A 26035-nucleotide genomic window follows, 5' to 3' on the forward strand; every position below is an offset into this window, starting at 1 on the left:
TTAGGGTCGAATTTCATAAAGGTTTGCCACTACCGGGGCCACGACGGACGACCAATAAGGTAATCGCCAAAGCAATGGCCAAGAAGAAAGATGCCGCAAGAAAAGGTGCGCCTGGTAAATCAATGCCTAAATCTATGCCACCAGGCCATTGCATACTGATACCCATCGCGAATAGGCTTGTGTAAAGATTTGGAGCAAAAATGCCCATCATCGCCATTAATGAGGCTAGGCCCCCTTGTAATTGACCTTGGGCATCCGCCGAAACCCGCTGCGTCATCAAGCTTTGGATAGAGGGATTGAACAAAGCCCACATGGTCATCACCGGCATGGAAGCCCAAAACAAAATTGGCGTGGGTGCTAAACCATAAAGCGCAAAACCAGTCATGCCAAAAAGCAGCGCGATCATTAAAGAGCGTCGCTCTCCCAAGCGTCCAACTACCCGTTGCACAATGAATAATTGCGCTAAAATCATCAGGGTGGAAGATACAGCCATTGTTGCACCCGTCTCGATGGTGCTGAAATGGTAGCGATGCTCAGCATATAGCACAAAGGCAGATGGGAACACGTTTTGTGCCAATGCAAATAAACCATAAACCGGAATGAGGGCATATAAATAAGGCTGCCCTTTGAAAACGGCCAAAGCGCCAACTGGATTGGCTTTGCCCCAATTAAACACAGTTCGATTCTCAAGCTTGTGGGATTCAGGCAAAACAAAAAAGCCGTAAGCTGCGTTGATGAAGCATAAAAAGCCCGCCACTATCAGGGGAAGGCGCACATCAATGGCTCCCAACAGGCCGCCCATCGCTGGCCCAAAAGTAAAGCCCACACCAAAGGCCGCGCCTAACATACCAAACGCTTTCGCCCGCTCTGCCGGGAGTGTGACATCAGCAACATAAGCGTTGGCCGCTGAAATATTACCTGCCGTCGCCCCCGATATCACCCGCGCTGCCAAAAAGGCTAAAAAGGTTGGGGCCCAGGCGCTTGCGAAATACGATAGGCCCAGTCCAAGGCAGGAAACGAGAATGACGGGCCTGCGTCCAAATTGATCCGACATAGCCCCTAAAACTGGCGACATAAAAAATTGTAATAAAGCCCATAAGGTCATCGATAAGCCAAAGGCGTGCGCCGCACTTGTCACATCGGTGAAATAAGATTCAACCAGACGTGGCATGATGGGCACAATCATTCCTATGGCCAACATATCCAACACCACGGTGGCGATGATAAAAATCATGGCACCGGTTTTGGCGGGCGACACATCTGTGGCCGATTTTGCGATTTGGTCTGTCAAAATGGCCCCAACGCGCGTGCAAAAAGACGAATAGGCCACCCATACCCTGCGCTTTCGTCCCTGCACAGCCCAAGGTGCAGGCCTAAGTATGTTTATTCAAGAGATTGCTCACAAGACCTCCACACAATTTCACCTTTGTGTTCATTGCCCAGCCTGCCACATCATTCTAAACTCACTTCTATGGTCGCACGATCCCTTTGCCTCGCAGCTATGGCTGTTGTAACTGCCAGCCTTGCTGGTGCCCAAGTACCCTTATCTTATGTGCCCCCAGCGTTTTTGACTTCGGGCACGCCTGAGTTTGATGCGTGGCGCACAGCCTTTGCATCCAAAGCGGTTTTGGTCGGAAACAAGGCACCCACTATCGTTGAAGCGACTTTGGCCAATATCAGCCCAAATCCTGATGTGAAAAGACTTAATGAAAGCCAGCCAGAATTTGTTCGTCCGATCTGGTCCTATATGACCAGTGCTGTGTCGCTAAGCCGGATTGAAGTCGGTCGGATTGAATTTGAAAAACGTAAAGAAGCCTTGAAGATAAGCACAGCGCAATCGGGAGTTCCATTGGAATTTGCGATTGCGATTTGGGGTGTTGAAAGTAGCTATGGGGCTAATAAGGGCGATTTGGATGTGGTGCGTTCACTGGCAACCCTAGCTTATACCGGCAGACGCACGGGCTTGGGCGAAGCCGAACTCTTAGCGGTATTTGATATTTTAGCGCGGGGTGAAGCAACCCGTGCCGACTTGGTGGGTTCTTGGGCCGGGGCCATGGGGCACACCCAATTTATGCCAAGCTCATTCTTAGATCGCGCGGTCGATGGCGATGGCGATGGTAAGCGCGATATCTGGTCCAATCCCATTGATGCCTTGGCGTCAACGCAAAACTATCTTACCCGCGCCGGGTGGCGAAGCGACGAAAAATGGGGCAGTGAGGTCACAGTGCCGCCGCAATTTGACTGGAATTTGCTGGATGGGGTGATGCGACCTTTGTCCTTTTGGCGTGGTTTGGGAATTGAATTGGCCACGACGATATCCACGCCAAATGAAGCTGGCGGGGCTATAAGGGTACCTGAGTCTGATAACTGGCAGGTTAGACTTTTGGCACCCGCTGGCGTGCGCGGCGCGATTTTTTTGGTGGGTACGAATTATAATGCGATACGCGCATACAATGCAGCGGATGCTTATGCCTTATCGGTCGCATTATTGGGCGATCAAATTGCCGGGCGTGGCACCCTTCCAACCACTTGGCCACTCGATAATCCCCCACTTGGCCGAACTGGAACGACCGAGATTCAAACCCTTTTACTGGGCTCAGGCTTTGATGTTGGCATTGCCGATGGCCAGGCTGGCCCGCGTACCCGCGCGGCGTTGCAAGCCTATCAAAAGGCTAAGGGCTTAGCGCCAGACGGTTATGTTTCGGTACAAGCCCTTGAAATGGTTCGGGCCGAGGTAAACGCCAATACCATAGGAAAAGCGGAACCAAGCAAGCTCAACCCGCCGCCACCTTCTGCAATGGATCCTAACTATAAAGGCCCACCGCCGGTTAAAGTGACGTGGTGAGGCCAAGATGGGTCTGTTTTTGAGAGGCGCTTCGCCATTAAGGTTCTAGACACGTTGTTGGTGCCCACTCTGGCACGAAACCGCGTATCGATGATGACCGGGCGTTTTGTCGCGTCAAAGCAAAATAAAAGCGGCGACACAGCTCCAGTGCCGCCGACCTGCAATTCCACGATGGTCCCTCGATCCGTGCCAAGCCAGTGGTTGGATATGGGATCAATAGCGATAGGTGTTTGGCTTAAAAGGGCCAGTTTCAGGCACACTGATATAATCAGACTGTGCTTTTGTTAATTTCGTGAGTTTTGCGCCAACCTTAGCCAAGTGAAGCATCGCGACCTTTTCGTCCAGATGCTTGGGTAGCACATAGACTTGGTTTTTATACTTATCGCGGTTGGTGTGCAATTCGATCTGGGCGAGGGTTTGGTTGGTGAAAGATGCCGACATCACGAAGCTGGGGTGACCCGTGCCATTGCCCAAATTGACCAAGCGGCCTTCTGACAACACGATGATGCGCTTGCCGTCTGGGAACTCAACTTCATCGACTTGCGGCTTCACATTGTGCCATTTGTAATTGCGAAGGGCCGCAACTTGAATTTCGCTGTCAAAGTGGCCAATGTTGCACACAATCGCACGGTCTTTCATTACCCGCATATGTTCCAAAGTCAGCACGTCCAGATTACCCGTAGCAGTGACAAAGATATCGGCGCGCGGTGCAGCGTCTTCCATCGTGACCACTTCATAGCCTTCCATAGCCGCTTGCAGGGCGCAGATGGGGTCAATCTCAGAGATCATTACGCGACAGCCCGCATTGCGCAAAGACGCTGCTGAACCTTTGCCGACATCGCCAAAGCCCGCAACCATGGCAACTTTACCGGCCATCATAACGTCAGTGCCGCGACGGATTCCATCGACTAGGGATTCCTTACAGCCATAGAGGTTATCAAACTTCGATTTGGTGACGCTGTCGTTCACATTGATGCCGGGGAATGGCAATTCGCCGCGCTCTGCCATTTGATAGAGCCGATGCACGCCTGTTGTGGTTTCTTCCGAAACGCCCTTAATCGCGTCACGAATGGCCGAATAGAAGCCTGGTTTCTCGACGAGATAGCGCTTCACCACCGTATAAAGCGCTTCTTCTTCTTCATTGTGTGGGTTGTTCAAAATGCTGGGATCTTTTTCAGCCTTTGGGCCCAAGACGCACAATAAGGTTGCGTCACCACCATCGTCTAAGATCAGGTTTGGATAACCACCATCGGACCATTCAAAAATCTTGTGCACATAGTCCCAATATTCCAGAAGCGTTTCGCCCTTAACCGCAAAAACTGGAACCCCCGCTGCAGCAATCGCCGCAGCTGCTTGATCTTGGGTCGAATAGATATTGCACGAAGCCCAGCGCACATCGGCACCTAGAGCGGTCAGGGTTTCAATCAAAACCCCAGTCTGGATCGTCATGTGTAAGCACCCAGCGATGCGGGCACCTTTCAAAACTTGTGCAGGGCCAAATTCGGCACGGGTCGCCATCAAGCCTGGCATTTCAGTTTCAGCAATCGCCAATTCCTTACGGCCCCAGTCGGCCAAGCCAATGTCGGCTATGATATAGTCAGTCATGAAAATCCTCGAAAATCGAAGCCTGTGCCCGCGATGCTCGCGCACAAAGCTTATTGGGCTTCTAACCAAGGGCCGCAAAATGTCAAGTAAAGATATAAACATGTCTTTATATGACACACACTTGACGCAGGACAGGGGGTGGGAGACGGGTCAGCTACAGTCTTAAGCCTTGTTTTTCGCGCGTTGTTAGATTAGATCGCACCTCCCAACCGATCGCCCGGCGAAACGGCATGCCGTGGCGATTCATTCAGCTGACTTGACCTCTTTTTGAAATCAAGTCCGTGCATCAAGCACAGGAGAGCAAAATGCCGAAACTGAAGACCAAAAGCGGTGTTAAAAAGCGCTTTAAAATAACCGCGACCGGCAAAGTCCTGCATGGCGCAGTGGGTAAGCGGCACCGTTTGATATCCCATAATTCAAAATATATCCGTCAAAACCGTGGAACCGATGTGCTCGCGAAAGGCGATGCTATTCGTGTGAAACTTTGGACGCCTTACGGGCTTTAAGGATATAGACAATGGCACGTATTAAAGCAGGGCAACAAACCCGCGCCCGCCGCAAAAACATCCTTGCAGCCGCCAAAGGCTTTCAAGGTCGTCGGAAGAACACTATACGCACGGCAACCGCCGCCATCTGGCGCGCTGGTCAATATGCCTATCGTGACCGCAAAGCCAAGAAGCGCAACTTTCGCGCCTTGTGGATCCAGCGTATCAACGCGGCAGCGCGCACCCATGACTTGACCTATTCGGTCTTTATCAACGGGCTCTTGAAAGCAGGCGTACAAGTGGACCGTAAAGTTCTCAGCGACATCGCGATCCGCGAACCCGCTGCCTTTGCCGCTGTGGTCGAAAAAGCCAAAGCTGCACTCGCCGTGAAATAGTCGCTCAAGCGCGTTTTGATCCAACAGATCAAAGTTGTGCGTTAATCAAAATGCAAGCAACGCAAGCGCGATTGACAGGAATTGAAAACGGCCCTGAGGTATCTCAGGGTCGTTTTTGTTTGCAACCCCACCATCACTTTTACCCTCAAGGGACAAGCACATGCCTACCATTCAAGCCAATGGTATTGAGCTTTATTATGAAGAGCGCGGGCACGGTTCCGGGGTACCCTTGCTATTGATCATGGGGCTGGGACGGCAACTAATCGCTTGGCCCGAAGATTTCATGGCAGAGCTCGTGGCGGCGGGTCATCGGGTGATTTTGTTTGATAATCGCGATGTTGGCCTTTCAACTCATTTTCATCAGGCCAAAACGGCAAGCCTCTTGCGTGCCCTTGCTGGCCTTACTTTCGGATTGGGCTTTCAGACTGCCTACCATTTAAAGGACATGGCCGACGATGCGGTTGCTCTTTTAGACCATTTGGGCATTGCGTCTGCCCATATGGTCGGGGTTTCCATGGGTGGGATGATTGCCCAAAACATTGCGATCCATCACCCCACACGCCTGCGCAGTTTAGTTTCGGTTATGTCCACCAGTGGCGCACGTGGATTGCCCGGTGCCCCTGCGCGTTTGCGCCGCCAGCTTGTCAAACGGCCCGGCGGAACACCCAGTCGAGAGCGCGCGATTGAAACCGCGCGCCGGACACTGGAGTTAATTTCGTACCCCGATCCTCTGCGACCCAAGGATGCCTTTATCAACCACGCCACCGCCGCTTATGAGCGGGCCTATGACCCCAAAGGGTCTCTGCGCCAATTGATTGCGGTATTAGCGGATTCCAAGCGGCCACATCGCTTAGGCTCAATCCGCACACCAACCCTTGTCATCCATGGCAAGTATGATGAACTGGTGCCCATTGCATGTGGCGTCGATACGGCGCGGCGTATACCAGGAGCCAGGCTCGAGATCATCGATGAAATGGCGCATGATCTTCCACCTTCTAAAACCCAGTTTATCGCCAAGCTGATCACCGATCATGCCAAGCGTGTTGAGGAGAGCAAACAAGCTTAGGGGTCAGAGGTTTCAGTCATTCATCTGCGCCACCCCCCTCCCATTTGGGCCCCCAATCCGCTAGGACCATGGCATGACTGATATTGCTGCCCTCACCCGCGAACTTTTTGCTCAATTGGACGCTGCTTGCGATGAAGCCGCAGTAGAACAGGTGCGCTTGAACGCGCTTGGCAAAAAGGGCTCTGTCTCTGAGCTCTTGAAGGGCATGGGCGCGATGAGCCCTAAAGAGCGCCAGACCTTTGGGCCGCTGATCCATGGGCTAAAACAAAGCATAAGCGACGCGATCGCCGCCAAGAAAGACTTGCTTGCTGAAGCCACCCTCAATGCCCGCCTACTCGCCGAGCGTGTGGATGTGACATTACCGAGCCGGCCAGAGCAGCGGGGCCGCATCCATCCCATTATGCAAGTGTTTGAGGAGGTGCAGACCATTTTTGCCGACATGGGATTTTCAATTGCCGAAGGTCCCGATGTTGAAGATGATTTTCATAATTTCACGGCGCTGAATTTCCCGCCAAAACATCCCGCGCGGGATATGCACGACACTTTCTTTTTTGAGGAAAAGGAAGATGGCTCGCGTATGTTGCTGCGCACCCATACAAGCCCCGTGCAAGTGCGCACCATGTTGAGCGAAAAGCCGCCCATTCGGATTGTAGCGCCCGGTAGGACTTATCGTTGCGATTCAGACCAGACCCACACGCCGATGTTTCATCAGATTGAAGGCTTGGTGATCGAAAATGGTGTGCATATGGGCCATCTCAAGGGCGTGTTGATGGAATTCATACGCGCTTTCTTTGAACTAGATGACATTGATGTTCGGCTTCGGCCCCACCATTTTCCTTTTACCGAACCATCCGCTGAAATGGATGTACGCTGTGATCGATCAGGCGGTGCGCTCAAGATCGGAACAGGGGCAGATTGGTTGGAAATTTTAGGCTGCGGTATGGTGCATCCAAATGTGTTACGTGCCTGTGGCATGGATCCAGATGTGCATCAAGGTTTTGCCTTTGGCATGGGCATCGATCGTTTAGCCATGCTGAAATATGGCATTCCTGACCTTCGCGACATGTTTACATCTGATGTGCGCTGGTTGAAGCATTATGGTTTTGAGCCCATGGTGCAGCCCAATTTAGCAACGGGGCTGAGTTGAGTTTTCACGCCTAGCGTCTTTAGGGCCAAGTTCTTATCATGCAAACCCCATCGTCAGCACAAACAGAAAATGCCAGTCATGGCACTAACGTGCCAATAAGGCCCTTAGTGGCCATCAAAAAGCTCGACCATTTTGGCGATCTGCCCTTGCCGGCCTATGAGACCGCTCAGTCTGCGGGGATGGATTTGCGCGCCGCACTCGCCATTGGTGCCTCTATCGATCTTTTACCTGGCAGCAGGGCGCTCATTCCAACCGGGCTATCGATAGCGCTCCCACCGGGCTATGAGGCCCAAATACGGCCCCGCTCTGGACTGGCGATAAAGCACGCCATCACTTGTCTCAATAGCCCCGGCACCATTGACGCAGACTATCGCGGCGAAGTGGGTGTCATTTTGATCAACCACGGTGAGGAGGCTTTCAGAATCGCACGTGGCGACCGCATAGCGCAAATGGTCATTGCACCCATCACGCAAATTGACTGGGCCGTTCACGACGTCTTGGACGAAACGGCGCGGGGATCGGGTGGATTTGGCTCAACAGGTAAAGACTGATTTGTCGGGCACCTTTCCCGCATCATCCACAAACCTGACCACCCTTGCCCAGCTGCAAGATGCAGGCCTATTGGCGCAAGATTTGGACCCTACCTTAACCCAAGTAGCTCAACGCTACGCGATCGGGCTTACCCCGCACATGGCTAATTTGATCGATCGGTCGAATGCAGCTGATCCGATTGGTGCCCAATTCATCCCGTCGCCAAAAGAGCTTCACACCCTAGAAGTGGAAATTCTCGATCCTATCGATGATGCGGGCTTCTCACCCTTGCCGGGTCTGGTGCACCGCTACTCGGATCGGGTTTTGTTGAAGGTCGTCTCAGTTTGCCCGGTCTATTGTCGATTTTGCTTTCGGCGCGAAATGGTGGGTCCTGGTGGTCCTAACCTAACACGAGCAGACCTTGCTGCCGCCATTGCCTATATTGCGGCCCACCCAGAGATTTTCGAAGTTATCTTAACCGGCGGCGATCCATTCATGCTGTCACCACGCCGCGTGGGGGAGCTAACCCAAGCTTTGGCAGCGATTGAGCACGTTAAAATTGTGCGCTGGCATACGCGCGTACCCATTGTGGACCCGGACCGGGTAACGCCTGCCTTTATTGAAACCCTAAAAGCGCCAGAGATTGCAACTTGGGTGGCGATCCATGCCAATCATGCCCAAGAATTTTCTAAGGAGGCCCAATCATGTGTTCGTTCGTTGGCAGATGCCGGCATCGCTTTGGTAAGCCAGAGCGTCTTACTCAAAGGCATCAATGATAATCTTGAGGCGCTACAAGACCTCATGAGGATGTTTTTTGGGCTGGGGATCAAACCTTATTATCTCCATCACCCTGATCTGGCTCCAGGCACTTCGCATTTTCGTTTACCGATTAAAAAGGGCCAAGCCTTGATGCGCGCTTTACGCAAAACCATGAGTGGCTTGGCCCAACCGACCTATGTTTTAGATATACCAGGTGGGGCGTTTAAAGCGCCGCTCGAAACACCCCATGTGCGCGAGGCGTCCACCGGCCTACAATTACTAGACGGCAAGGGTGTTTGGCACGATTATAAGGGTTGAAAGCCATGCTAAAGCGATGAAGACAGCCTCAAAAGATCAGGAAATTATTGCCGCCGCACTGGCCTTGAATGCACCCTTTGTAGGGCGTTTGCGGTCTAGGACTTTGGTCAGTTCGCGCTGGTTTGCTCTGATTGGTCAATTCATTACGGTTTTGGTTGTCCATTTTGGTTTTGGGTTTGAATTGCCCCTTATGGCCTGCTTATTGGCGATTGGGGCCAATTCAGCTTTGAACCTTGTGATTACAATTGGCATTGCCCCGCAGCGTTTGGTGCGACAATGGGAGGCGGCCGCCCAATTGACGATTGATACGCTGCAATTAGCCTTCTTATTGTTTTTAACTGGAGGGATTCAAAACCCATTTTGTCTACTTCTTATCGCCCCCGCTACGATTGCAGCCTCTATCTTGCGGCCGCTTTGGACGCTAAGCATTCTCGCCATCACCATTGTTTGTGTGGCGTTTTTGGCGGTCTATTCTTACCCTTTGCCCTGGCGGCCTGCCGGCAGCTTTAGCGTCCCTTTACTCTATCAGGTTTCAGCCGCTTTTGGCATTATTGTCGGGCTGTTGTTTACCGCAGGCTATGCATGGCGTGTCTCGGTCGAGGAAAGCCGTCTGGCGGATGCCTTGATCGCAACCCAAGAGGTGTTAGCGCGCGAACAACGCTTGGCTGCTTTGGGTGGTTTGGCGGCTGCAGCCGCCCATGAGCTTGGAACCCCATTGGCTACCATTCAAGTGACGGCCAAGGAAATGCTGCGGTCCTTGCCCCAAGCCAGCCCCGATTTAGAAGACGCCCAACTGATCCTTACCCAAGCCCAAAGATGTCGTGAAATCCTGCGCAACTTGACCGATCATAGACATGAACCAGATCTAGTTACGGATATGGTTCCTTTGGGGCAATTATTGGAAGAAGTGACCCAGCGGCATCCAGACTTAGGTCACAAGGCTTTACTTTTTGATATTGAGGGCCCCGAGGGTAAGAATGAGCTGCTCGTCAGACGATCCCCGTCTATCCTCTATGGCATGGGCAATATGTTTGAAAATGCGATTCATTATGCAAACCAAGCTGTAACAGTCGCTGCCAGCTGGAATCAGCAACATGTCAAAGTTACAATCATGGACGATGGCCCAGGTTTTGATGAAGCCATTCTGGATCGACTGGGGGAGCCTTATGTTACAACCAACCTAGCCGCAGGTTCAGTCGCGCCGCATAGAGAAGGTATGGGGCTGGGCTTTTTCATTGCCAAAACCTTGCTTGAACGCTCAGGTGCAACAATTAGCTTCTGGAATCATGAAGGTGCTAAAAAAGGGGCCGTGGTGGAGATACATTGGCCCTATTCGGCCATTGCAGCCAAATCCTTTGCATAGCGCGCACCACTTTAGCACAAAGGATCTATCATCATATTCAGGCGTGTGATCTGGCCAAAGAAGGGAGACGAAAAGGCATAATGTTACTTGACACCATTGTTTCTGCGCTCGTCGATCGCTCTTTATTATTGCTGGATGATGATGGCCCTTTGCGCAACCGATTGGCACGTGCGCTTGCAAGTCGTGGCTTTGAGGTCAAGACCGCAGCTGGGGTTGAAGAAGCGATGGCGATCACGCGCACGCAGCCACCTGCTTTTGCTGTCTTGGACCTGCGGCTAGAAGATGGCTCCGGCTTAACACTTGTTGAAGAATTGCATCTGGCCCGCCCCGATGCGCGCGTCGTAATGCTAACGGGCTATGGCAACATCGCCAGTGCGGTTGCCGCCGTTAAGGCTGGTGCGATTGATTATTTATCCAAGCCTGCCGACGCCGATGATGTTGTCAAGGCATTGCTGGCGCAAAGCGATCATTTGCCAGATCCCCCCGCCAACCCGATGAGTGCCGACCGCGTGCGTTGGGAGCATATACAGCGTGTTTTTGAGTTATGCGGGCATAATGTGTCAGAGACGGCGCGGCGCCTGAATATGCACCGTCGTACCCTGCAACGTATTTTGGCCAAACGCGCGCCACGCTAGAGCTTAACTCATCCAGATTGAATCGAACCCTCTATGCCAAAAGCCTCGCAAACCCAGTTAAAGACACACAAACTCGAACATGTCGATATGCTGATCTTTGGCGCTGGAATTTCTGGGATTAGTGGTGCTTATCATCTCAAAACCTGATGTCCCCACAAGAGCTTTGCCATCCTTGAAGGCCGGTCTTCCATAGGGGGCACGTGGGACTTATTCCGTTACCCGGGCTTTCGTTCGGACTAGGACATGTATTAAGTATGGTTTTATTTTAAGCCTTTGGCGCAGGCCAAAGCGATAGCCGATAGCCCATCCATTGTAAGCTATGTTCTTGAAACAGCTCAGGAATTGGCGCTCTTTAACCAGCTGCGCCTTAACCTTGTTGCCATAGCGGTTTCGTGGAACTTGGTGACTTGCTTGTGGACTGTGAGATGTCACATCGGGCAAGATCTGGATAAGCATCAGATAAACTGCGCCTTTTTATACATGTGCAGCGCCTATAAAATTATCACGAAGCCCATCAGCCAGAGTTCACGGGTCATGACTGCTTTAAAGGCGCGATCATCCATCGGCAAATCTGGCATGAAAACTTTGACTATGGCGATCAAAAAGGCATTGTGATCGGTAGTGGGGCAACAGCGATTGCCTTGGTCCCCGCGATGGCGAAGGAAGCCGCCAAAGTCACCATGCTTCAACGCTCCCCCTCCTATGTGGTGTCGCGACCTGGGGAAGATGACTCAGCCAATTGGCTACGACCCTTTTACCTGAAAAACTGGTCAAATTTTTCATTCGCTGGCGCAATATCCTATTTTAATTGTATTTCTTAAGATGGCACGCACCTATCCAGCCGCGATCAAAAAGCGCCTTCTGGCCATGTCGGCCGATCAATTGTCTATTGATTTTGATCTCGGAAAACATTTAACACCAGACTATAACCCATGGGATCAACGTCTGTGTCTGGTTCCAGACAGCGATTTATTCTAGGCTATTATATCGGGCAAGGCGGACGTTATAACCGATCAGATCAGCCATTTTGACGAAACAGGGATCGCCTTACAATCGGGGCCCACCTGGAGGCTGATGTGAATGTGACTGCGACTGGGCTTAAGCTTCAAGTGCTATGGGAGGTGGATTTTGAGGTCGATTTCTCCAAGACCTTTTCCTACAAGGGCATCATGTATAGCGGGGTGCACAATTTGGCGTCGGCCTTTGGCTATACCAATGCGTCTTGGACGCTAAGGGCTGATTTGACAGCGGAATATATTTGCCGCCTGTTGAGCCATATGGATCAAACTGGACAAACGAAGTGTAAGCCCAAAATTGGGGCCATAGCGCCAACCCTCACCCCTTGGCTCGCTTTTCGTTTGGGCTATGTTACGCGCGCCATGGCGTCCTTTCCAAAGCAAGGCGATGTCGCGTCCTGGAATGTGCATCAAAACTACATGTTGGACCGTTTGGCCTTCCGGTTTGGCACATTAGACGATCAGATTATGCGTTTTTCCAAGCCGCCCAGATTTAAAGTCTGATGGCCGAAGCTTCCCAATTGCCGATCATCATCATTGGCGCTGGCCCCAGCGGCCTATTTGCCTCGGATTTCCTCGCTTCCAAGGGGCATAGGGTCGTTGTTTTTGAGGCGATGACTTCTGTTGGACGCAAGTTCTTAATGGCAGGACGCGGCGGCTTGAACCTAACCCATAGTGAAGAGCTTGGGGTTTTTAAAACCCGTTATGGAGCCGCCAGCACATGGACCGGCCAGTGGCTCGATCAGTTTACACCAGCAGATCTGCAAGCATGGGCAAACGGCCTCGATCAAGAGCTTTTTGTTGGCTCAAGTGGGCGAATTTTTCCTAAAGCGTTTAAAGCCTCGCCTTTATTGCGCGCGTGGTTGCGCCGATTAGAAACCCTAGAGGTCAAAATAATAACCGGCGCGCGCTGGATTGGATTTTCAAAAGCAGGCGAAGTTCAAATTCGCGATCGGGATGGCAACGTCACGAGCCATGCGTCACGTGCGACCTTGTTGGCCTTGGGTGGCGCGTCCTGGCCGAAACTCGGATCGGATGGGGTTTGGACGACGATCCTCGCACCAATGGGCGTTGAGATTACCCCACTTCAGGCCAGCAATTGCGGTATTCATCTGGGTTGGAACGCATATGTTTCAGGCCAATTTGGCGGGGCAATACTCAAAAATGTGGCAATAAGCTGTGGGCATACCAAGGCCAGAGGCGATGTGGTGATCACGCAAATGGGGCTAGAGGGCGGCCCAATTTATGCATTGTCTGGGTGGCTCCGCGAAGTGCTGGCAGCTGGGCCTTGTAGCATCGAGATTGATTTACGCCCCGATCAATCGCCTGAAGCCTTGGCCACTAAATTGGTGAGGGCAAAAGCGGGCCAATCCTTGTCTACCGCTTTAAAAAGTCACTTACGCATGACCAGCCCCGCTATCGCCCTAATGCGCGAAGCCACCCAAAACAAACTACCCAATTCAGCTATGGGTTTAGCGCGCTTAATCAAAACCTTGCCCTTGAAGGTTACCGGCTTGGCAGGTTTAGAGCGAGCGATTTCGACCGCTGGGGGCGTCGCCCAGGCCAGTGTCGATCACCACCTTATGCTGAAGAAAGTGCCGGGGGTTTTTGTGGCAGGCGAAATGCTCGACTGGGATGCCCCAACGGGCGGGTATCTTTTGCAAGCGTGCTTTTCGAGTGCTGCTTTGGCCGCCAAGGGCATTGACGACTGGATCGTAAAAAGTGCTTCTTAGGGCCGCACGATCCATCACAAGGTAGGCCGACAATGCAATATTGGTTGCTTAAAAGCGAGCCCGATCAGTTTTCCTTTGATCAACAAGTCAAATGCGGGCCTAAAGGCGAAGCTTGGACCGGTGTTCGTAACCACCAAGCCAAAAACTATCTCAAAGCAATGGCAAAGGGCGATTTGGCCTTGTTTTACCACACAGGCGATGAGCGCCAGATTGTGGGCGTCGTTGAAATCATCAAGCCCGCCTACCCTGACCCCACCGATCCAACTTGGGTGGCGGTCGATGTTGCTGCGGTGAAGACTTTGAACAAGCCCATCGGGCTTGGGGCCATCAAAGCAGACCCAAGATTGGCCGATCTTGCCTTGGTTAAGGCACCACGCCTATCGGTTCAGCCCGTCAGTGCAGATCACTGGGAAATCCTGATGGCTTACAGGTGAGGTTTGGCCGCCTTAAATATCCGACCATAGCTAAGAAAATTCAGGACCGCCGCAAGGCCCGTTCCGGCCATCATAGCCAGTAAAACCGGGGCGTGGAGCCAAAGTGCACCCACAAATACGCCATAATTAACCCCCAGCGCCAATAGACTGGCGACCACATAGGCCAAAAATTCACGCCAAGAAGGCGGGCCAGCGGCCACAAATGTTGCCATCCGATTGAGGAGATAGGTGAAACCTAATACAGCACACAAAGAAACAACCCGACAGACATACACATTGAAGCCAAGATGAAGCAGTCCAAAGACCAGAGCGGCGTCTAAACCAAAGCCCAGCCCGCCCACGATTATGAATCGCATCATTTTTCCCTTCAACAGATGTGGTAACGGATTTTGAAAAGACTTCACCTTGCATAATCCCTTCCACTGCGATGGCTTTAAATGTCCCTGCACGCCATTGCATGAAATTTATCCAAATCCTTGGTAATCAAATTCGATGTCCGCGAACAGCCCAGCCAATCCAAAGTATCCTACCCTAAATCCAATGAGGGTTGAGCTTTTGCTGCGTCTTATTTTGGTTGGTGGCTTTGCCTTAGCGGCTTTTCATTTTTTGCCACCCTATTGGGCCAAGGTTTCGGTTTGGAACCTCGTAGATAATGATGATGCGATGCGCATCCTCCAAGTGCGTGACTGGCTGGCGGGGCAGGCTTGGTTTGACGTGTCCCAACATCGCTTAACAGCCCATCCGGTCAGTAATATCCATTGGTCCCGTATTGCCGATTTGCCCCTTGCCGCTACCATGGTGGTAGCCCAAGCGTTCGTCGGTCCCACCCTCGGCGAGAAGATAGCGGTCTTTTTGACGCCCGTTTGGCTGGGTGTGGTTTATCTGATCATCGCGACGCGCGCAGCCATGGCCCTTGGTGGGCAAAAGGCGCTGATCCCTGCGATACTTTTGATCAGCTGTGGCTCCGCAGCCATCTTCTATTTTCAACCCGGGCGGGTCGATCATCATGGCCTCCAGCTGATCTTTGTCGCAACCGCACTTTGGAGTCTGTTCGCGGGTAGCCATCGCATGGCCGCTTTATGCGGCATAGCAATCGCGCTTGGCATTGCAGTTGGGCTTGAAGCCCTGCCGCTGCAATTGGTACTGATTGCATGGGTGACCGTACGGTGGGGACTGCGTGGGCAGGATGTGGCGAAAGAGACGCGCTGGTTTGGCTTAGGCCTTGCTATCACTTTGGCGATTGCTTTCGTGGCGACAGTTCCCGTGACCGCGTGGTCGGCCCCCATCAATGACGCGATAGGCCGCGGGCACGTCGTCCTTGGTTTTGTCGGAGGTAGCCTGCTGGCGCTTGTGACCCTTTTGCCAAGGTCTGGCTTGACGAAGCGGTGGGTGTTGCTAGCGCTCATTGGTGGAATCGTCGGTGGCGGGCTTTACTTTTTTCCTGAGCTGATTGTGCCGCCTTATGCGCAGATTGACCCTTTATTGACGAGGCTTTGGCTCCATAATGTGGCCGAAACGGCACCCTTGATCCGCGCCAAACATAGTATCAGCTTTGCATTTGCGCTCTTCCCATGCTTGGCCTCTCTCGCAAGTATTGCAGCGCTTATCTGGGCAAAAGGGTTAGAGCGGGATCGGTGGGTCTTGGCCGCCTTGACCCTCTTTGTTGCAACCGCCTTAGCCTTGTTTTGGCAGAGCCGAACCGCAGGGCTCGCGATGACGGCGTCGGGCATCATGTCGGCCGCTTTGATTGGCAAACTCATCAGCCACGCCAAACTCAAACAGGCCTTACTGGTTGCATTGGTGCTCAACCCAATTATCCCGGGCTTTGTTGGTGCTAAGATTGGTGAACTTTACGAGCCAAAGAGTACGCGGGTTAAAACCGGCGGGGGTGCGGGCTGTTATACGCAGCGCGCCTTTATGGCCCTTAGCAATGCGAAGCCTGGGCTGGTTCTAGCCCCGATTGATATGGGCGCGCGTTTGTTGCTGACCACCAATCATAGGGTTCTCGCGGCCCCTTACCACCGCAATAATGTTGGTAATCTAGCCGCCTATCGCCTCTTTATGGCCAAGCCCGTAGCGGCAGGGCGACAAGTGCGCGCCATGGGAATTGATTATGTTGCGATTTGTGCGCGTTCAGCAGAGAATAACATTTTATCGCGCGAAGCACCCGATGGCCTGATGGCCGCCCTTAGATCTGGCAAGCCACCAGCCTGGTTAGAGCCCATTCCCCAGACTAAAGGGTCTGACGTACAAGCTTTTATCGTCAAAGGCAGCTAAACTACCCTATGGCTGAGTGACTTGGTGACCGCGCTCCCATAATTTTGAACCCTTGGAGGGGTAAGTGTCGAAACGATTGAAAGGACCAGCCCGTCATACCGCGCCCGGTGTTGGTGCCGCTTGGATTGAGAACAAAGCTGTCTTTGTATTTGGCGATGGCCTGATCAGATTGGGTGAGAAAGAGGTTTATCCCCACCAAGGCGGTATTCTGGCCATGACGGGTGACCCGCTACGCAATGCAATCCTAACCAGCGGCGACGATGGTAAGGTGATACGGGTCGATGGCGAGGGCGATACACAGGTGATTTTTGACGCGCCGCGAATATGGCTTGATGCGATCGAGCTTCATCCAGAAACAGGTAGAATTGCCGTTGCTGTTGGCAAGCAAGTTGCCTTGATTGAGCTTGGTGGAGAGGTGGCGACCCTGACACCACCTAAAGGTCCAACCGCTTTTGCGTTCAATGAAGAAGGAACCGAGCTTGCGGTTGCCCACAGTGGCGGCATCAGCCTGTTTGATACGAGAGCCAAGGAGTTGGTACAGGAAATTCCATGTGGCGGCGGACCAATTTCAGTGGCCTATAGCGTCCAAAATGCATTTTTGTTCGTGGGGCTGTCAGAACCCGCACTCGCCGGATGGCGGTTGCGAGACGGCAAAGCCTTTAAAATGGGAGGTTATCCTGCCAAACCGCGTCAGCTATATGTGCTAGAAGATGGCGGCATAGTGCTAACTTCCGGCGGCCCCGCCCTTTTAGCGTGGCCCATTTTGGGCGATCGTGGTCCTATGGGACAACAAGCCGGCGTTTACCGGCCAAGATTGGGACTGGTCACAGCGGTGGTAGGCATTGGCCATCAAGCCCTTGTCGGGTGGTCGGATGGGGGCGTGGATCAAGTGGATTTGTTTTCTGGCCAGTTTAAGCATCTTTGTGGCACCAGACCTCGTCGGGAATTGGTCGATGATCCAAGGAAACTGCGGCGCGGGGTGATTTCGCTCGCGCTCCATCCATCTGGCAAGCAATTTGGCTGGGTCACCGAGGATGGTGCCCATGGGCACCTATGGCTTACTTAGCTATAGGTCAAACTGCATGAGGTTTGTTTCCTGGAGAAAACACATTGTATATATGCCATAAGTTCTTGCACTGGCCTATAAGCTGTTCGACTTATTGCCCAAAGGGAAGGCGCACCTTGGGCCTTTAAGGTAATTGTTTGCACACTTCGGGGCGCCATAGGCCCAAACCGATAAAGACACCACACTTTTGGGTCATGGATAAGCGCTGATATGGCGCTGTATTTTCTGCCAAACACGACTATTCTTCTTATTCTGTTGGAGCGCTTAGATGGCTGAATTCGTCCCCGTACCGAGTTTTGATCTGGTTGTTTTTGGGGCATCGGGCGATCTTGCGATGCGCAAACTATTCCCATCGCTGTTTCACCGTTTTAAGGATGGCCAAATCCCAAGAGACAGTCGGATCGTAGGCGTTGCGCGTCAGGGCTTTACACGCGATGCATTTCGTGCCTCTGTCAGTGAGGGCTTTGCGACCTTAGCCAAGGGTGATCCAACCGATCCTACTTATCAGGCTTTTTTAGGTTTGATTGATTATGTAGCACTTGATGCAACCAAAGCGGATGACGCTTGGCCTCTATTGGTGCAAGCCTTAGCGGGCGGCGAAGATAAGGTTCGGGTGTTTTATCTATCAACGCCACCATCGGTTTTTGGTGGGATTTGTGCCCGTCTACGCGAAGCGGGTTTGGTTTCAGCGGCGTCACGGGTTGTCCTTGAAAAGCCATTGGGCCGCGATCTTGCTTCCGCGAAAGCCATTAATGATGCGGTGGCGGATGTGTTCTCAGAGGATCGTGTCTATCGAATTGATCATTATCTGGGTAAAGAGACAGTTCAAAATCTATTGGTGTTACGCTTTGCTAATGCTTTGTTCGAGCCGGTTTGGTCGCGGGCATCGATCGATCACGTCCAAATCACGGTCGCTGAAACGATTGGGGTCGGCAGCCGTGGCGATTATTATGACAAATCAGGCGCGATGCGCGATATGGTGCAAAACCACTTGCTGCAACTCTTATGTCTGGTCGCCATGGAGCCACCCAATTCCGTGGATGCCGATGCGATACGGACAGAGAAAATCAAAGTACTTCAAGCGCTTGTGCCGATCGGCCCTAAAGATATTGAAAGCCATACTGTGCGGGGTCAGTATAAAGCAGGCTTAGTGGATGGTGAAGCAGTTAAAGCCTATTTTGATGATTTAGGGCCTGGGCGCACCAGTTCAACGGAAACCTATGTGGCGCTTAAGGTTGAGATTGCCAATTGGCGTTGGGCTGGGGTGCCGTTTTATTTGCGCACCGGTAAGCGTTTGCCTTCCAGGCGCTCAGAGATTGTGGTGACATTCCGCCCGCCGCCCCACAGCCTGTTTGGCAAGGATGCCTCACCCAACCAATTGGTAATGCGTCTTCAACCTGATGAAGGCATGGAGATGTGGTTGCAAATCAAGGAACCGGGCCCGGGTGGGTTGCGTGTCAAATCTGTGCCGCTTGATCTTTCCTATGACACGGCATTCACTTTGCGTTATCCTGATGCCTATGAGCGCCTGTTGATGGATGTGGTGCGCGGCAATCTTTCGCTCTTTATGCGCAAAGATGAAGTGGAATCGGCTTGGGCTTGGGTAGATCAAGTGATTGGCGCTTGGGAAGCGTCAGATGCCAGTCCACACCACTATGCATCTGGAAGTGACGGGCCGTTACAAGCAGCTTTGCTTTTGGACCGCGATGGTCGTCATTGGCGCAGCCTTGTGTGACAGACATGGCCTTGCCCTTCCCGCTGTTTGCTTTTGAAAGCCGCCAAGAAGCCAATGAAGCGCTGGCGGATGCCTTGGCGGCAAGTGTTATGCTATCCCATGAGCAAGGTAGGCGGGCACGGATCGCTTTATCGGGGGGATCAAGCCCTGAGCCTGCCTATCGACTTTTTGCGGGCATGGATTTGGATTGGTCACATGTCGATATTGCCTTAGTCGATGACCGGTGGGTTGAGTTGAGTGATCCTGGCTCCAATCAAGCTATGCTTTTACGCGCTTTTGAGGCAGCTACAGGGGTTACGATTTTTGGTATGAAGCGGGCAACGAAGACGGCACGAGAATCTGAAGGTATGCTAGATCCACCCTATGCGTCGCTACGTCCGTTTGATGCTGTAGTTTTAGGTATGGGACCTGATGGGCATAGTGCATCGTGGTTTCCTAAATCGCCAGATTTACAAAGGTGCCTTGATCCAAAAGCCCAAGCGACTGTTTTAGGGGTAGATGCAAGCCCCGCCCCCATTGCCGCCCCTTATTTTGACCGCATGACCATAACGCTACCGGTTGTTGCCGAAGCGCACCTGGTTATGTTGCTAATCTTTGGGGCCGAAAAAAAGCAAATTCTAACCCGTGCCCTGCATGCGCCGATTGCTATCGCGCCCATTCGCGCAGCAATTGAAGCGGGTGGAAACCATTTTGTGGCCCTTTGGGCGAACTGATTGAAAGAAATAACGATGTCTGCGCCGCTTCATCCCACCATCGCCCAGGTTACCGCCCGTATCCAAGCGCGTTCGAAAGCCCGAAGACAGCGTTATTTGGACCTGATTGAAACCCGCCGATCAGGCGACCCAGCGCGGGCCCGTTTGGCTGCTGCCAATCAGGCGCATGGCTTTGCGGCTTGTCCGTTACAAGACAAGGAAATGCTCAAATCAGGCCGATGGGCCAATATTGGCATTGTGACCGCCTATAATGATATGCTCTCCGCGCATCAGCCTTTAGCTACCTATCCTGAAATCATCAAAAAGGCCGCTAGAAAGTTTGGCGCCACCGCCCAAGTTGCCGGTGGGGTGCCAGCCATGTGCGACGGCATTACCCAAGGCTTTGAAGGCATGGAATTGTCGCTGTTTTCGCGCGACACCATTGCGATGAGCACGGCGATTGCCTTGTCGCATGATACGTTTGATGCGGTCATTTATCTGGGTGTGTGCGATAAGATTGTTCCAGGCCTCTTGATCGGCGCCTTGCGTCACGGTTGGCTCCCATCGATTTTCTGCCCAGCAGGACCTATGCCGTCTGGCTTACCAAACCCAGAAAAAGCCCGTATTCGCCAGTTATTTGCCGAAGGCAAAGTCGGGCGCGATGCTTTGTTGGAGGCCGAATCCCAAAGCTATCATAGCCCGGGCACTTGTACGTTTTACGGCACCGCCAATTCAAACCAGATGCTGATGGAGATTATGGGCCTGCATGTGCCGGGCTCAGCCTTCATCAACCCCAATACGCCTTTGCGCACGGCCTTGGTGGAAAATAGTGCGCTTCGCGCCAGTCAGATCACGCAACTCACAGATCACTACACACCCATTGGGCATGTCGTGGATGCGCGCAGCATAGTCAATGCCATTGTTGGCCTGTGCGCAACCGGGGGATCGACCAATCAAATGATCCATATTCCAGCCATCGCGCGGGCGGCCGGCCTGATTGTGGATTGGGACGATTTCAATGATATTTCTTCCGTGACCCCCCTTCTTTGTAAGGTTTATCCCAATGGGGTTGCCGACGTGAATCATTTCCATGCTGCCGGTGGCATGGGCTATCTGATCCGTGTCCTGTTGGACGCGGGGCTTGTGCATGGCGATGTCATCACGATTGCTGGGAAAGGCGGTCTAACAGCCTATACCCAAGAGCCGTATTTATCCGACGCTGGTCTAAAATGGCGTGACGCCCCAACCACTACCGGAGATGATGCCGTGATAGCGTCAATCGAAAAGCCATTTTCATCCGATGGTGGATTACGGGTACTCAAAGGCAATTTGGGTCGGGCTTGTGTCAAAGTCTCAGCTGTAAAACCAGAGCACCGCGTAGTAGAAGCCCCAGCACGGGTGTTTAAGGACCAAGCCAGCCTCCACAAAGCCTTTAATGCGGGGGAATTGGACCGCGATGTCGTGGTGGTTGTGCGTGGGCAAGGACCACGCGCTACCGGCATGCCAGAACTACATAAGCTAACCCCACCTTTGGGAGTGATCCTGGATCGAGGGTTTAAAGTCGCCTTGGTTACAGATGGGCGGATGTCTGGGGCCTCAGGCAAGGTATTGGCCGCTATTCATGTCAGCCCTGAAGCCAAAGCAGGTGGCTTAATTGGAAAAATTCAAAACGGTGACCTTATTCGGGTCGATGCAGAGCATGGGATCTTGGATGCGCTTGTGCCTGAAGCTATCTGGCAAAAGCGCCCCTTGGATACCACTGTTGTTTCTGGCGTCAACCGCGGCTTTGGCCGGGAGCTATTTTCTGTATTTCGTGATGGAGTGAGCCATGCCGAAGCAGGGGCTTTGCCCTTTGGCGATATGGATCCTGATGATCCTCCACATGAACCGGTTCAAGATCAAAGCGCGCAAGCCGCTGAGGCTGACGCATGAGTCATAGAGATATTCTTGTAGGCGATGTAGGCGGCACCAATGCGCGCTTAGCGATTGCACGCCTTAAAGGGTACAATCAGGTGGAGCTTTTGGAGGTCGCGCGCCTACCGGTTTTATCCTTTCCCACCTTTAATCATGCGATTGAGGCCTGGAAGAATGAAGGGCGCACATTACCCGCTGCAGCCGTTTTTGCCTTAGCAGGCCCAACAGGTGCCGATGAAGTGCATCTAACCAATTCAGATTGGGTTGTTTCTGCTTCAAGCACAAAGTCGCGCTTTGGCTTTGAAAGCGTGACCTTGGTGAATGATTTTGCCGCCCAGGCCCGCGCGGTAGCGATCAATGCGCCCGATGCCTTTGAGGTCTTGATCGAGGGTAACGCGCGGCCGGATGCACCTATGGTAGTTCTAGGACCAGGGACCGGCCTTGGTATGGCGCTTTTGGTGCCGAGCCATGATGATTGGCAGGTTTTGTCCACAGAAGGTGGCCACCAAGCCTATGCCCCAGTTTCCCCGCGCGAGCGTGAAATTCTAGCTGTTATCGCCCAAGAATTACCCTATGTAAGTTTTGAACACATCGTCTCGGGACCTGGACTGGATCACTTATACACAACCATAGCGGCCTTAACTGGTCGTGCTGTTCGGATTTCTGGTGGGAATGAAATCGGGCCCTCTGCCATTGCAGGCGATGATCCAAGTGCCGTTGAGGCCGTTGAAATTTTAATCCAATCTCTGGCGACATTTGCTGGCAATGCCATTCTTTCAACTGGCGCTTTAGGTGGATGTGTAATCGCGGGTGGCGTGACAGAAGCTTTAGCGCCATTTTTACGAACCAACGCTTTTAAAGACCGGTTTTTTAACAAAGGGGCCATGAGTTCTTATTTGAAGGGTGTACCGGTCTTTCGTGCCCGCAATCCTTTTGCCGCTTTGGAAGGTGCAGCCTTTTTTGCGCCTAAGTCGATAAACAAAACAAATGACAGGAATGGATCATGACAAGTTTTGCAACCCAATTGAGAGCGGCACCCTTGATCCCAGTTCTCACCATTGATGATTTATCCGTTGCTGAATCATTGGTATTGGCACTTCAGGCTGGGGGCTTGAAGAATGTGGAAGTGACCCTGCGCACGCCTGTGGCCCTAGAAGCTATCGCCCTGATGAAAGCGGCTGCTCCAGATTTGCTGATTGGTGCGGGAACGGTATTGAGTGAAGGTGATGTTGAGGCCTGTTTTAAAGTAGGTGCTGACTTCATTGTTACGCCAGGAACAAGCCCAAGATTGCGTGTCGCACTCCTTCAAGCCGATGCAAATGTCATGGTTGGCGTTGCCACAGCCACAGAAGTCATGAGCCGTTTGGAAGAGGGATTTGGCGTGTTGAAATTCTTCCCAGCAGAGCAATCAGGTGGTGCGGCGGCGCTGAAGTCCTTTGCGGGTCCCCTGCCTGATGCCCGTTTTTGCCCTACGGGGGGGGTGACGGCCGATAAGATAGAAGCTTATCTCGCCCTACCAAATGTTGTTGCAGTTGGGGGTACTTGGATCGCGACACCTGAACTGATCGCGGCGCGGGACTTTCCTTCAATAGAAGCTAATGCCCGCAAGGCTGCTGGATATTCAAAGTCATGATCCGCAATCGCCGTACACGGATCGTCGCCACCTTGGGCCCGGCCAGTCGCTCGCCCGATATGACATTGGCATTAGCCCAAGCCGGGGTCGATGTATTTCGCATGAATTTCAGCCATGGCAGCCATGAAGACCATGCAGAAGCCTATGCCAGTGTGCGCGCCGCCGAAAAAGCCATGGGACGGCCAATAGGCATTCTGGCGGACTTGCAGGGGCCAAAGCTGCGGCTGGGTACGTTCGCGGAAGGCAAAGTGAGTCTTGTTAAGGGTGCGCATTTTCGCTTGGACCGCGATCCAACGCCAGGAGACATCAACCGGGCGTGCATGCCACATCCAGAGATTTTCGCCGCCCTTAAAGTCGGAGACGATTTGTTGATTGATGATGGGCGCGTGCGTCTGCGTGTGGTTGAGCATGGGGATGATTGGGCAAAAACTGAAGTCGTTCAGCCTGGCCCAGTTTCCGACCGCAAAGGCGTTAATGTCCCAACTGCGGTTTTGCCGATTTCGGCAATGACGCCAAAGGACCGCAAAGACCTATTGTTTGCTCTGAACTTGGGTGTCGATTGGGTCGCGCTTTCTTTCGTTCAGAGGCCAGAGGACATGGCAGAGCTACGAAAATTGGTGAATGGGAAAGCTGCATGTCTCGCCAAGATTGAAAAGCCCGCTGCTTTAGACAGCTTAGCAGCAATCCTTGATTATTGTGATGGCGTGATGGTGGCACGCGGGGATTTAGGGGTAGAGTTGGCCCCAGAAGATGTTCCAGTGGCGCAAAAGATGATCCTACGTATGGCGCGCGAACGTGGCGTTCCCACCATCGTTGCCACCCAAATGCTCGAAAGTATGATTGCTGCGGCGGCTCCAACCCGCGCCGAAGCCAGCGATGTTGCTAATGCGGTTTATGAGGGCACCGATGCACTCATGCTTTCCGCAGAAACCGCCGCTGGCCAATTCCCTCTGGAGGCTGTTGCCGTCATGAGCCGGATTGCCGAACGGGTCGAAGCCGATCCCCGCTGGCCGGGCTTGATGGATGCTGAGCATGCTAATCCAGAAAGTGCGGTACCTGATGCCGTGTCGGCTGCAGCCAGAACCGCTGCCAATGCCTCTAAAGCTGCCTGCCTTGTCGCCTTTACAGCAACTGGGACAACGGCCTTACGTGTCGCACGTGAGCGCCCCTTGCAGCCTGTTTTGGTGCTCACGCCAGACATTCGAAGTGCCCGAAAATTGGCCCTTGTGTGGGGATTAGAGGCGCGGGTGACCAAAGATCCAAAAGATGTCGAGGATATGGCAAGCGTAGCAGCGTCTATGTCGTCCAAAGTTGGGACGGCAAGGCCAGGTGACCGTATTGTTATCGTTGCGGGTTTACCCTTTGGTACTAAGGGAGGCACCAATCTATTACGCATCGCCCGGGCCACTTAGACCTACCCATGACAGTCCATAGTATAAGCCTCTCAGCCCATGGCTTTGAACTTGAAGTTGCACCGGAGGCTGGCGGCGGAATAGCGGGCTTGAGCTGGTATGGCTATCCTTTGTTGCGACCTGCAATCGAAGGTGCGGTTGCATCAGCTGACCCGCTTGGCCTGTCCTGCTTCCCGATGACCCCTTATGTCAGCCGAATTGTCGATGGCGTCTTCACTTGGGGGGGCGTTAGGACGGCCATACCCCCCAATATGGCGGGCGGGTCACATCCCTTGCACGGCATTGGCTGGCGTAACCCTTGGCGCGTACTAGCGCACAGCGACAGTTTTCTTGAGATTGAATTGCATCATTTTGGCGATATCTCTTGGCCTTGGGCATTTATAACCCGTCAGCTGTTTCATCTGTTGCCCGATGCGTTCGAGTTGACACTTAGTGTGGAAAGTTTGGACCCACGCCCATTCCCTGCCTCTTTGGGGCCACACCCTTATTTTGTATCCGATGCAGCCACACTTCAGATTTGTGCCGAAAGCTTGTGGGAAACCACTGGTGAGGCGTTACCCAGCCACACAGCTCGCCCACCCGCGATCGACCAGTTGTATCGATCGGTCAAAGTTACAGAGCTTGATCTGGACCATTGTTTTGAAGGGTGGAATGGGAGGGCGCAGATCGACTGGCCAAGTCACGGCTTGATCTTAGAGGCTAATCTATGGGTCGATGAGACCCCCTCGCCGTGCACAAGGCTGCAACTTTATACCCCTCCTAGGGCAGGTTTTTTTTGTCTTGAGCCTGTTACCGCGCGTGCAGTGGCCTTCACCACTTCCAACCCAAAAGAATTGGGGGTCATAGAGTTAGAGCAGCAAAAGCTTAGTATTGTCACAAGAATAGTGCCATTCATGAAGGTGGGTCCAACGACTTAGACCACCATGGATCGGGTTAACAGACTTAAGTAACTGATCGAAAAAAGCACGTGAAAG

The 26035-nt window shown here is 52.8% G+C and carries 26 protein-coding genes; 23 read left to right on the forward strand and 3 right to left on the reverse strand.

Annotation, left to right across the window (positions count from 1 at the left end; all coding sequences use genetic code 11):
* Positions 1–13 precede the first annotated feature (13 nt).
* Complete coding sequence (locus PsB1_RS09595) at positions 14–1291, reverse strand: MFS transporter (RefSeq protein WP_284360740.1); 1278 nt, start codon at positions 1289–1291, stop codon at positions 14–16.
* A 210-nt stretch (positions 1292–1501) separates the two neighbouring features.
* Between PsB1_RS09595 and PsB1_RS09600 the strand changes: the two genes are divergently transcribed.
* Entirely contained in the window at positions 1502–2845 is a 1344-nt protein-coding gene (locus tag PsB1_RS09600) for a lytic murein transglycosylase (protein ID WP_284360743.1), read from the forward strand.
* A gap of 213 nt (positions 2846–3058) precedes the next feature.
* Here PsB1_RS09600 and ahcY read toward each other — a convergent pair whose 3' ends face one another.
* Positions 3059–4450, reverse strand: a complete 1392-nt coding sequence (ahcY, locus tag PsB1_RS09605; RefSeq protein WP_284360745.1) for an adenosylhomocysteinase — start codon at positions 4448–4450, stop codon at positions 3059–3061.
* A gap of 305 nt (positions 4451–4755) precedes the next feature.
* On the opposite strand from ahcY, the gene rpmI reads away from it, so the two are divergent.
* From rpmI to PsB1_RS09670, 13 genes are all read left to right on the forward strand, one after another.
* Positions 4756–4956 carry a 50S ribosomal protein L35 gene (gene rpmI / locus PsB1_RS09610; RefSeq protein WP_284360747.1) on the forward strand — a complete coding sequence of 67 codons (201 nt, stop codon included), beginning with the start codon at positions 4756–4758 and terminating at the stop codon, positions 4954–4956.
* A gap of 11 nt (positions 4957–4967) precedes the next feature.
* On the forward strand, positions 4968–5330 hold the full coding sequence (rplT, locus tag PsB1_RS09615; RefSeq protein WP_284360749.1) for a 50S ribosomal protein L20: 363 nt from the start codon (positions 4968–4970) through the stop codon (positions 5328–5330).
* Positions 5331–5490: 160 nt separating this feature from the next.
* On the forward strand, positions 5491–6396 hold the full coding sequence (locus tag PsB1_RS09620; RefSeq protein ID WP_284360751.1) for an alpha/beta fold hydrolase: 906 nt from the start codon (positions 5491–5493) through the stop codon (positions 6394–6396).
* 73 nt (positions 6397–6469) lie between these two features.
* A complete protein-coding gene (gene pheS, locus PsB1_RS09625; RefSeq protein WP_284360754.1) occupies positions 6470–7543 on the forward strand; it encodes a phenylalanine--tRNA ligase subunit alpha in 1074 nt (357 codons plus the stop codon).
* A 95-nt stretch (positions 7544–7638) separates the two neighbouring features.
* Positions 7639–8094 carry a dUTP diphosphatase gene (gene dut / locus PsB1_RS09630; RefSeq protein WP_284360895.1) on the forward strand — a complete coding sequence of 152 codons (456 nt, stop codon included), beginning with the start codon at positions 7639–7641 and terminating at the stop codon, positions 8092–8094.
* Positions 8066–9151, forward strand: a complete 1086-nt coding sequence (locus PsB1_RS09635) for a lysine-2,3-aminomutase-like protein (RefSeq protein ID WP_284360757.1) — start codon at positions 8066–8068, stop codon at positions 9149–9151. Before dut ends, PsB1_RS09635 begins: the two co-directional genes overlap by 29 nt.
* A 16-nt stretch (positions 9152–9167) precedes the next feature.
* Positions 9168–10514, forward strand: a complete 1347-nt coding sequence (locus PsB1_RS09640; RefSeq protein ID WP_284360763.1) for an ActS/PrrB/RegB family redox-sensitive histidine kinase — start codon at positions 9168–9170, stop codon at positions 10512–10514.
* An 80-nt stretch (positions 10515–10594) separates the two neighbouring features.
* Positions 10595–11149, forward strand: coding sequence for an ActR/PrrA/RegA family redox response regulator transcription factor (locus tag PsB1_RS09645; RefSeq protein ID WP_284360766.1), 555 nt, complete (start codon positions 10595–10597; stop codon positions 11147–11149).
* Positions 11150–11718: 569 nt separating this feature from the next.
* Positions 11719–11970 carry a hypothetical protein gene (locus PsB1_RS09650; protein ID WP_284360897.1) on the forward strand — a complete coding sequence of 84 codons (252 nt, stop codon included), beginning with the start codon at positions 11719–11721 and terminating at the stop codon, positions 11968–11970.
* A gap of 1 nt (position 11971) precedes the next feature.
* A complete protein-coding gene (locus PsB1_RS09655; protein ID WP_284360769.1) occupies positions 11972–12127 on the forward strand; it encodes a hypothetical protein in 156 nt (51 codons plus the stop codon).
* A 98-nt stretch (positions 12128–12225) separates the two neighbouring features.
* Entirely contained in the window at positions 12226–12669 is a 444-nt protein-coding gene (locus PsB1_RS09660; protein WP_284360771.1) for an NAD(P)/FAD-dependent oxidoreductase, read from the forward strand.
* Positions 12669–13898, forward strand: a complete 1230-nt coding sequence (locus PsB1_RS09665; protein WP_284360773.1) for a BaiN/RdsA family NAD(P)/FAD-dependent oxidoreductase — start codon at positions 12669–12671, stop codon at positions 13896–13898. The genes PsB1_RS09660 and PsB1_RS09665 overlap by 1 nt, the downstream gene beginning before the upstream one ends.
* A gap of 32 nt (positions 13899–13930) precedes the next feature.
* On the forward strand, positions 13931–14332 hold the full coding sequence (locus tag PsB1_RS09670; protein ID WP_284360776.1) for an EVE domain-containing protein: 402 nt from the start codon (positions 13931–13933) through the stop codon (positions 14330–14332).
* On the opposite strand, the gene PsB1_RS09675 is transcribed toward PsB1_RS09670, so the two are convergent.
* Entirely contained in the window at positions 14323–14691 is a 369-nt protein-coding gene (locus PsB1_RS09675) for a GtrA family protein (protein WP_284360778.1), read from the reverse strand. The genes PsB1_RS09670 and PsB1_RS09675 overlap by 10 nt on opposite strands.
* 133 nt (positions 14692–14824) lie before the next feature.
* On the opposite strand from PsB1_RS09675, the gene PsB1_RS09680 reads away from it, so the two are divergent.
* The 9 genes from PsB1_RS09680 (at position 14825) to PsB1_RS09720 (ending at position 25978) form a co-directional block, all read left to right on the forward strand.
* Entirely contained in the window at positions 14825–16609 is a 1785-nt protein-coding gene (locus tag PsB1_RS09680; RefSeq protein ID WP_284360780.1) for a hypothetical protein, read from the forward strand.
* A gap of 64 nt (positions 16610–16673) precedes the next feature.
* The gene (locus tag PsB1_RS09685) at positions 16674–17675 is read left to right on the forward strand and encodes a WD40 repeat domain-containing protein (RefSeq protein ID WP_284360783.1); all 1002 of its coding nucleotides are present in this window, start codon (positions 16674–16676) and stop codon (positions 17673–17675) included.
* 268 nt (positions 17676–17943) lie between these two features.
* Positions 17944–19410, forward strand: a complete 1467-nt coding sequence (zwf, locus tag PsB1_RS09690; protein WP_284360785.1) for a glucose-6-phosphate dehydrogenase — start codon at positions 17944–17946, stop codon at positions 19408–19410.
* 5 nt (positions 19411–19415) lie between these two features.
* Positions 19416–20123, forward strand: a complete 708-nt coding sequence (pgl, locus tag PsB1_RS09695; protein WP_284360900.1) for a 6-phosphogluconolactonase — start codon at positions 19416–19418, stop codon at positions 20121–20123.
* 15 nt (positions 20124–20138) lie between these two features.
* A complete protein-coding gene (gene edd / locus PsB1_RS09700) occupies positions 20139–22034 on the forward strand; it encodes a phosphogluconate dehydratase (protein ID WP_284360787.1) in 1896 nt (631 codons plus the stop codon).
* Positions 22031–23023 carry a glucokinase gene (locus tag PsB1_RS09705; RefSeq protein WP_284360790.1) on the forward strand — a complete coding sequence of 331 codons (993 nt, stop codon included), beginning with the start codon at positions 22031–22033 and terminating at the stop codon, positions 23021–23023. Before edd ends, PsB1_RS09705 begins: the two co-directional genes overlap by 4 nt.
* A complete protein-coding gene (locus tag PsB1_RS09710; RefSeq protein ID WP_284360793.1) occupies positions 23020–23649 on the forward strand; it encodes a bifunctional 4-hydroxy-2-oxoglutarate aldolase/2-dehydro-3-deoxy-phosphogluconate aldolase in 630 nt (209 codons plus the stop codon). Before PsB1_RS09705 ends, PsB1_RS09710 begins: the two co-directional genes overlap by 4 nt.
* Positions 23646–25061, forward strand: coding sequence for a pyruvate kinase (gene pyk, locus PsB1_RS09715; RefSeq protein WP_284360795.1), 1416 nt, complete (start codon positions 23646–23648; stop codon positions 25059–25061). The genes PsB1_RS09710 and pyk overlap by 4 nt, the downstream gene beginning before the upstream one ends.
* An 8-nt stretch (positions 25062–25069) precedes the next feature.
* Positions 25070–25978 carry an aldose epimerase family protein gene (locus tag PsB1_RS09720; protein ID WP_284360798.1) on the forward strand — a complete coding sequence of 303 codons (909 nt, stop codon included), beginning with the start codon at positions 25070–25072 and terminating at the stop codon, positions 25976–25978.
* Positions 25979–26035 lie beyond the last annotated feature (57 nt).

It is taken from the genome of Candidatus Phycosocius spiralis (genome assembly GCF_030158815.1).
Lineage (GTDB): Bacteria > Pseudomonadota > Alphaproteobacteria > Caulobacterales > Aquidulcibacteraceae > Aquidulcibacter > Aquidulcibacter spiralis.

Bases quoted from the DNA above. Each gene is read 5' to 3' on its own strand.
- PsB1_RS09705 (WP_284360790.1), top strand. From the start codon at position 22,031: ATGAGTCATAGAGATATTCTTGTAGGCGATGTAGGCGGCACCAATGCG.
- PsB1_RS09720 (WP_284360798.1), top strand. From the start codon at position 25,070: ATGACAGTCCATAGTATAAGCCTCTCAGCCCATGGCTTTGAACTTGAA.
- rpmI (WP_284360747.1), top strand. From the start codon at position 4,756: ATGCCGAAACTGAAGACCAAAAGCGGTGTTAAAAAGCGCTTTAAAATA.
- PsB1_RS09680 (WP_284360780.1), top strand. From the start codon at position 14,825: ATGTCCGCGAACAGCCCAGCCAATCCAAAGTATCCTACCCTAAATCCA.
- ahcY (WP_284360745.1), bottom strand. From the start codon at position 4,450: ATGACTGACTATATCATAGCCGACATTGGCTTGGCCGACTGGGGCCGT.
- PsB1_RS09655 (WP_284360769.1), top strand. From the start codon at position 11,972: ATGGCACGCACCTATCCAGCCGCGATCAAAAAGCGCCTTCTGGCCATG.
- pheS (WP_284360754.1), top strand. From the start codon at position 6,470: ATGACTGATATTGCTGCCCTCACCCGCGAACTTTTTGCTCAATTGGAC.
- zwf (WP_284360785.1), top strand. From the start codon at position 17,944: ATGGCTGAATTCGTCCCCGTACCGAGTTTTGATCTGGTTGTTTTTGGG.
- PsB1_RS09645 (WP_284360766.1), top strand. From the start codon at position 10,595: ATGTTACTTGACACCATTGTTTCTGCGCTCGTCGATCGCTCTTTATTA.
- pyk (WP_284360795.1), top strand. From the start codon at position 23,646: ATGATCCGCAATCGCCGTACACGGATCGTCGCCACCTTGGGCCCGGCC.
- PsB1_RS09670 (WP_284360776.1), top strand. From the start codon at position 13,931: ATGCAATATTGGTTGCTTAAAAGCGAGCCCGATCAGTTTTCCTTTGAT.
- PsB1_RS09600 (WP_284360743.1), top strand. From the start codon at position 1,502: ATGGCTGTTGTAACTGCCAGCCTTGCTGGTGCCCAAGTACCCTTATCT.
- PsB1_RS09640 (WP_284360763.1), top strand. From the start codon at position 9,168: ATGAAGACAGCCTCAAAAGATCAGGAAATTATTGCCGCCGCACTGGCC.
- PsB1_RS09620 (WP_284360751.1), top strand. From the start codon at position 5,491: ATGCCTACCATTCAAGCCAATGGTATTGAGCTTTATTATGAAGAGCGC.
- PsB1_RS09710 (WP_284360793.1), top strand. From the start codon at position 23,020: ATGACAAGTTTTGCAACCCAATTGAGAGCGGCACCCTTGATCCCAGTT.
- PsB1_RS09665 (WP_284360773.1), top strand. From the start codon at position 12,669: ATGGCCGAAGCTTCCCAATTGCCGATCATCATCATTGGCGCTGGCCCC.
- rplT (WP_284360749.1), top strand. From the start codon at position 4,968: ATGGCACGTATTAAAGCAGGGCAACAAACCCGCGCCCGCCGCAAAAAC.
- PsB1_RS09675 (WP_284360778.1), bottom strand. From the start codon at position 14,691: ATGATGCGATTCATAATCGTGGGCGGGCTGGGCTTTGGTTTAGACGCC.
- edd (WP_284360787.1), top strand. From the start codon at position 20,139: ATGTCTGCGCCGCTTCATCCCACCATCGCCCAGGTTACCGCCCGTATC.
- pgl (WP_284360900.1), top strand. From the start codon at position 19,416: ATGGCCTTGCCCTTCCCGCTGTTTGCTTTTGAAAGCCGCCAAGAAGCC.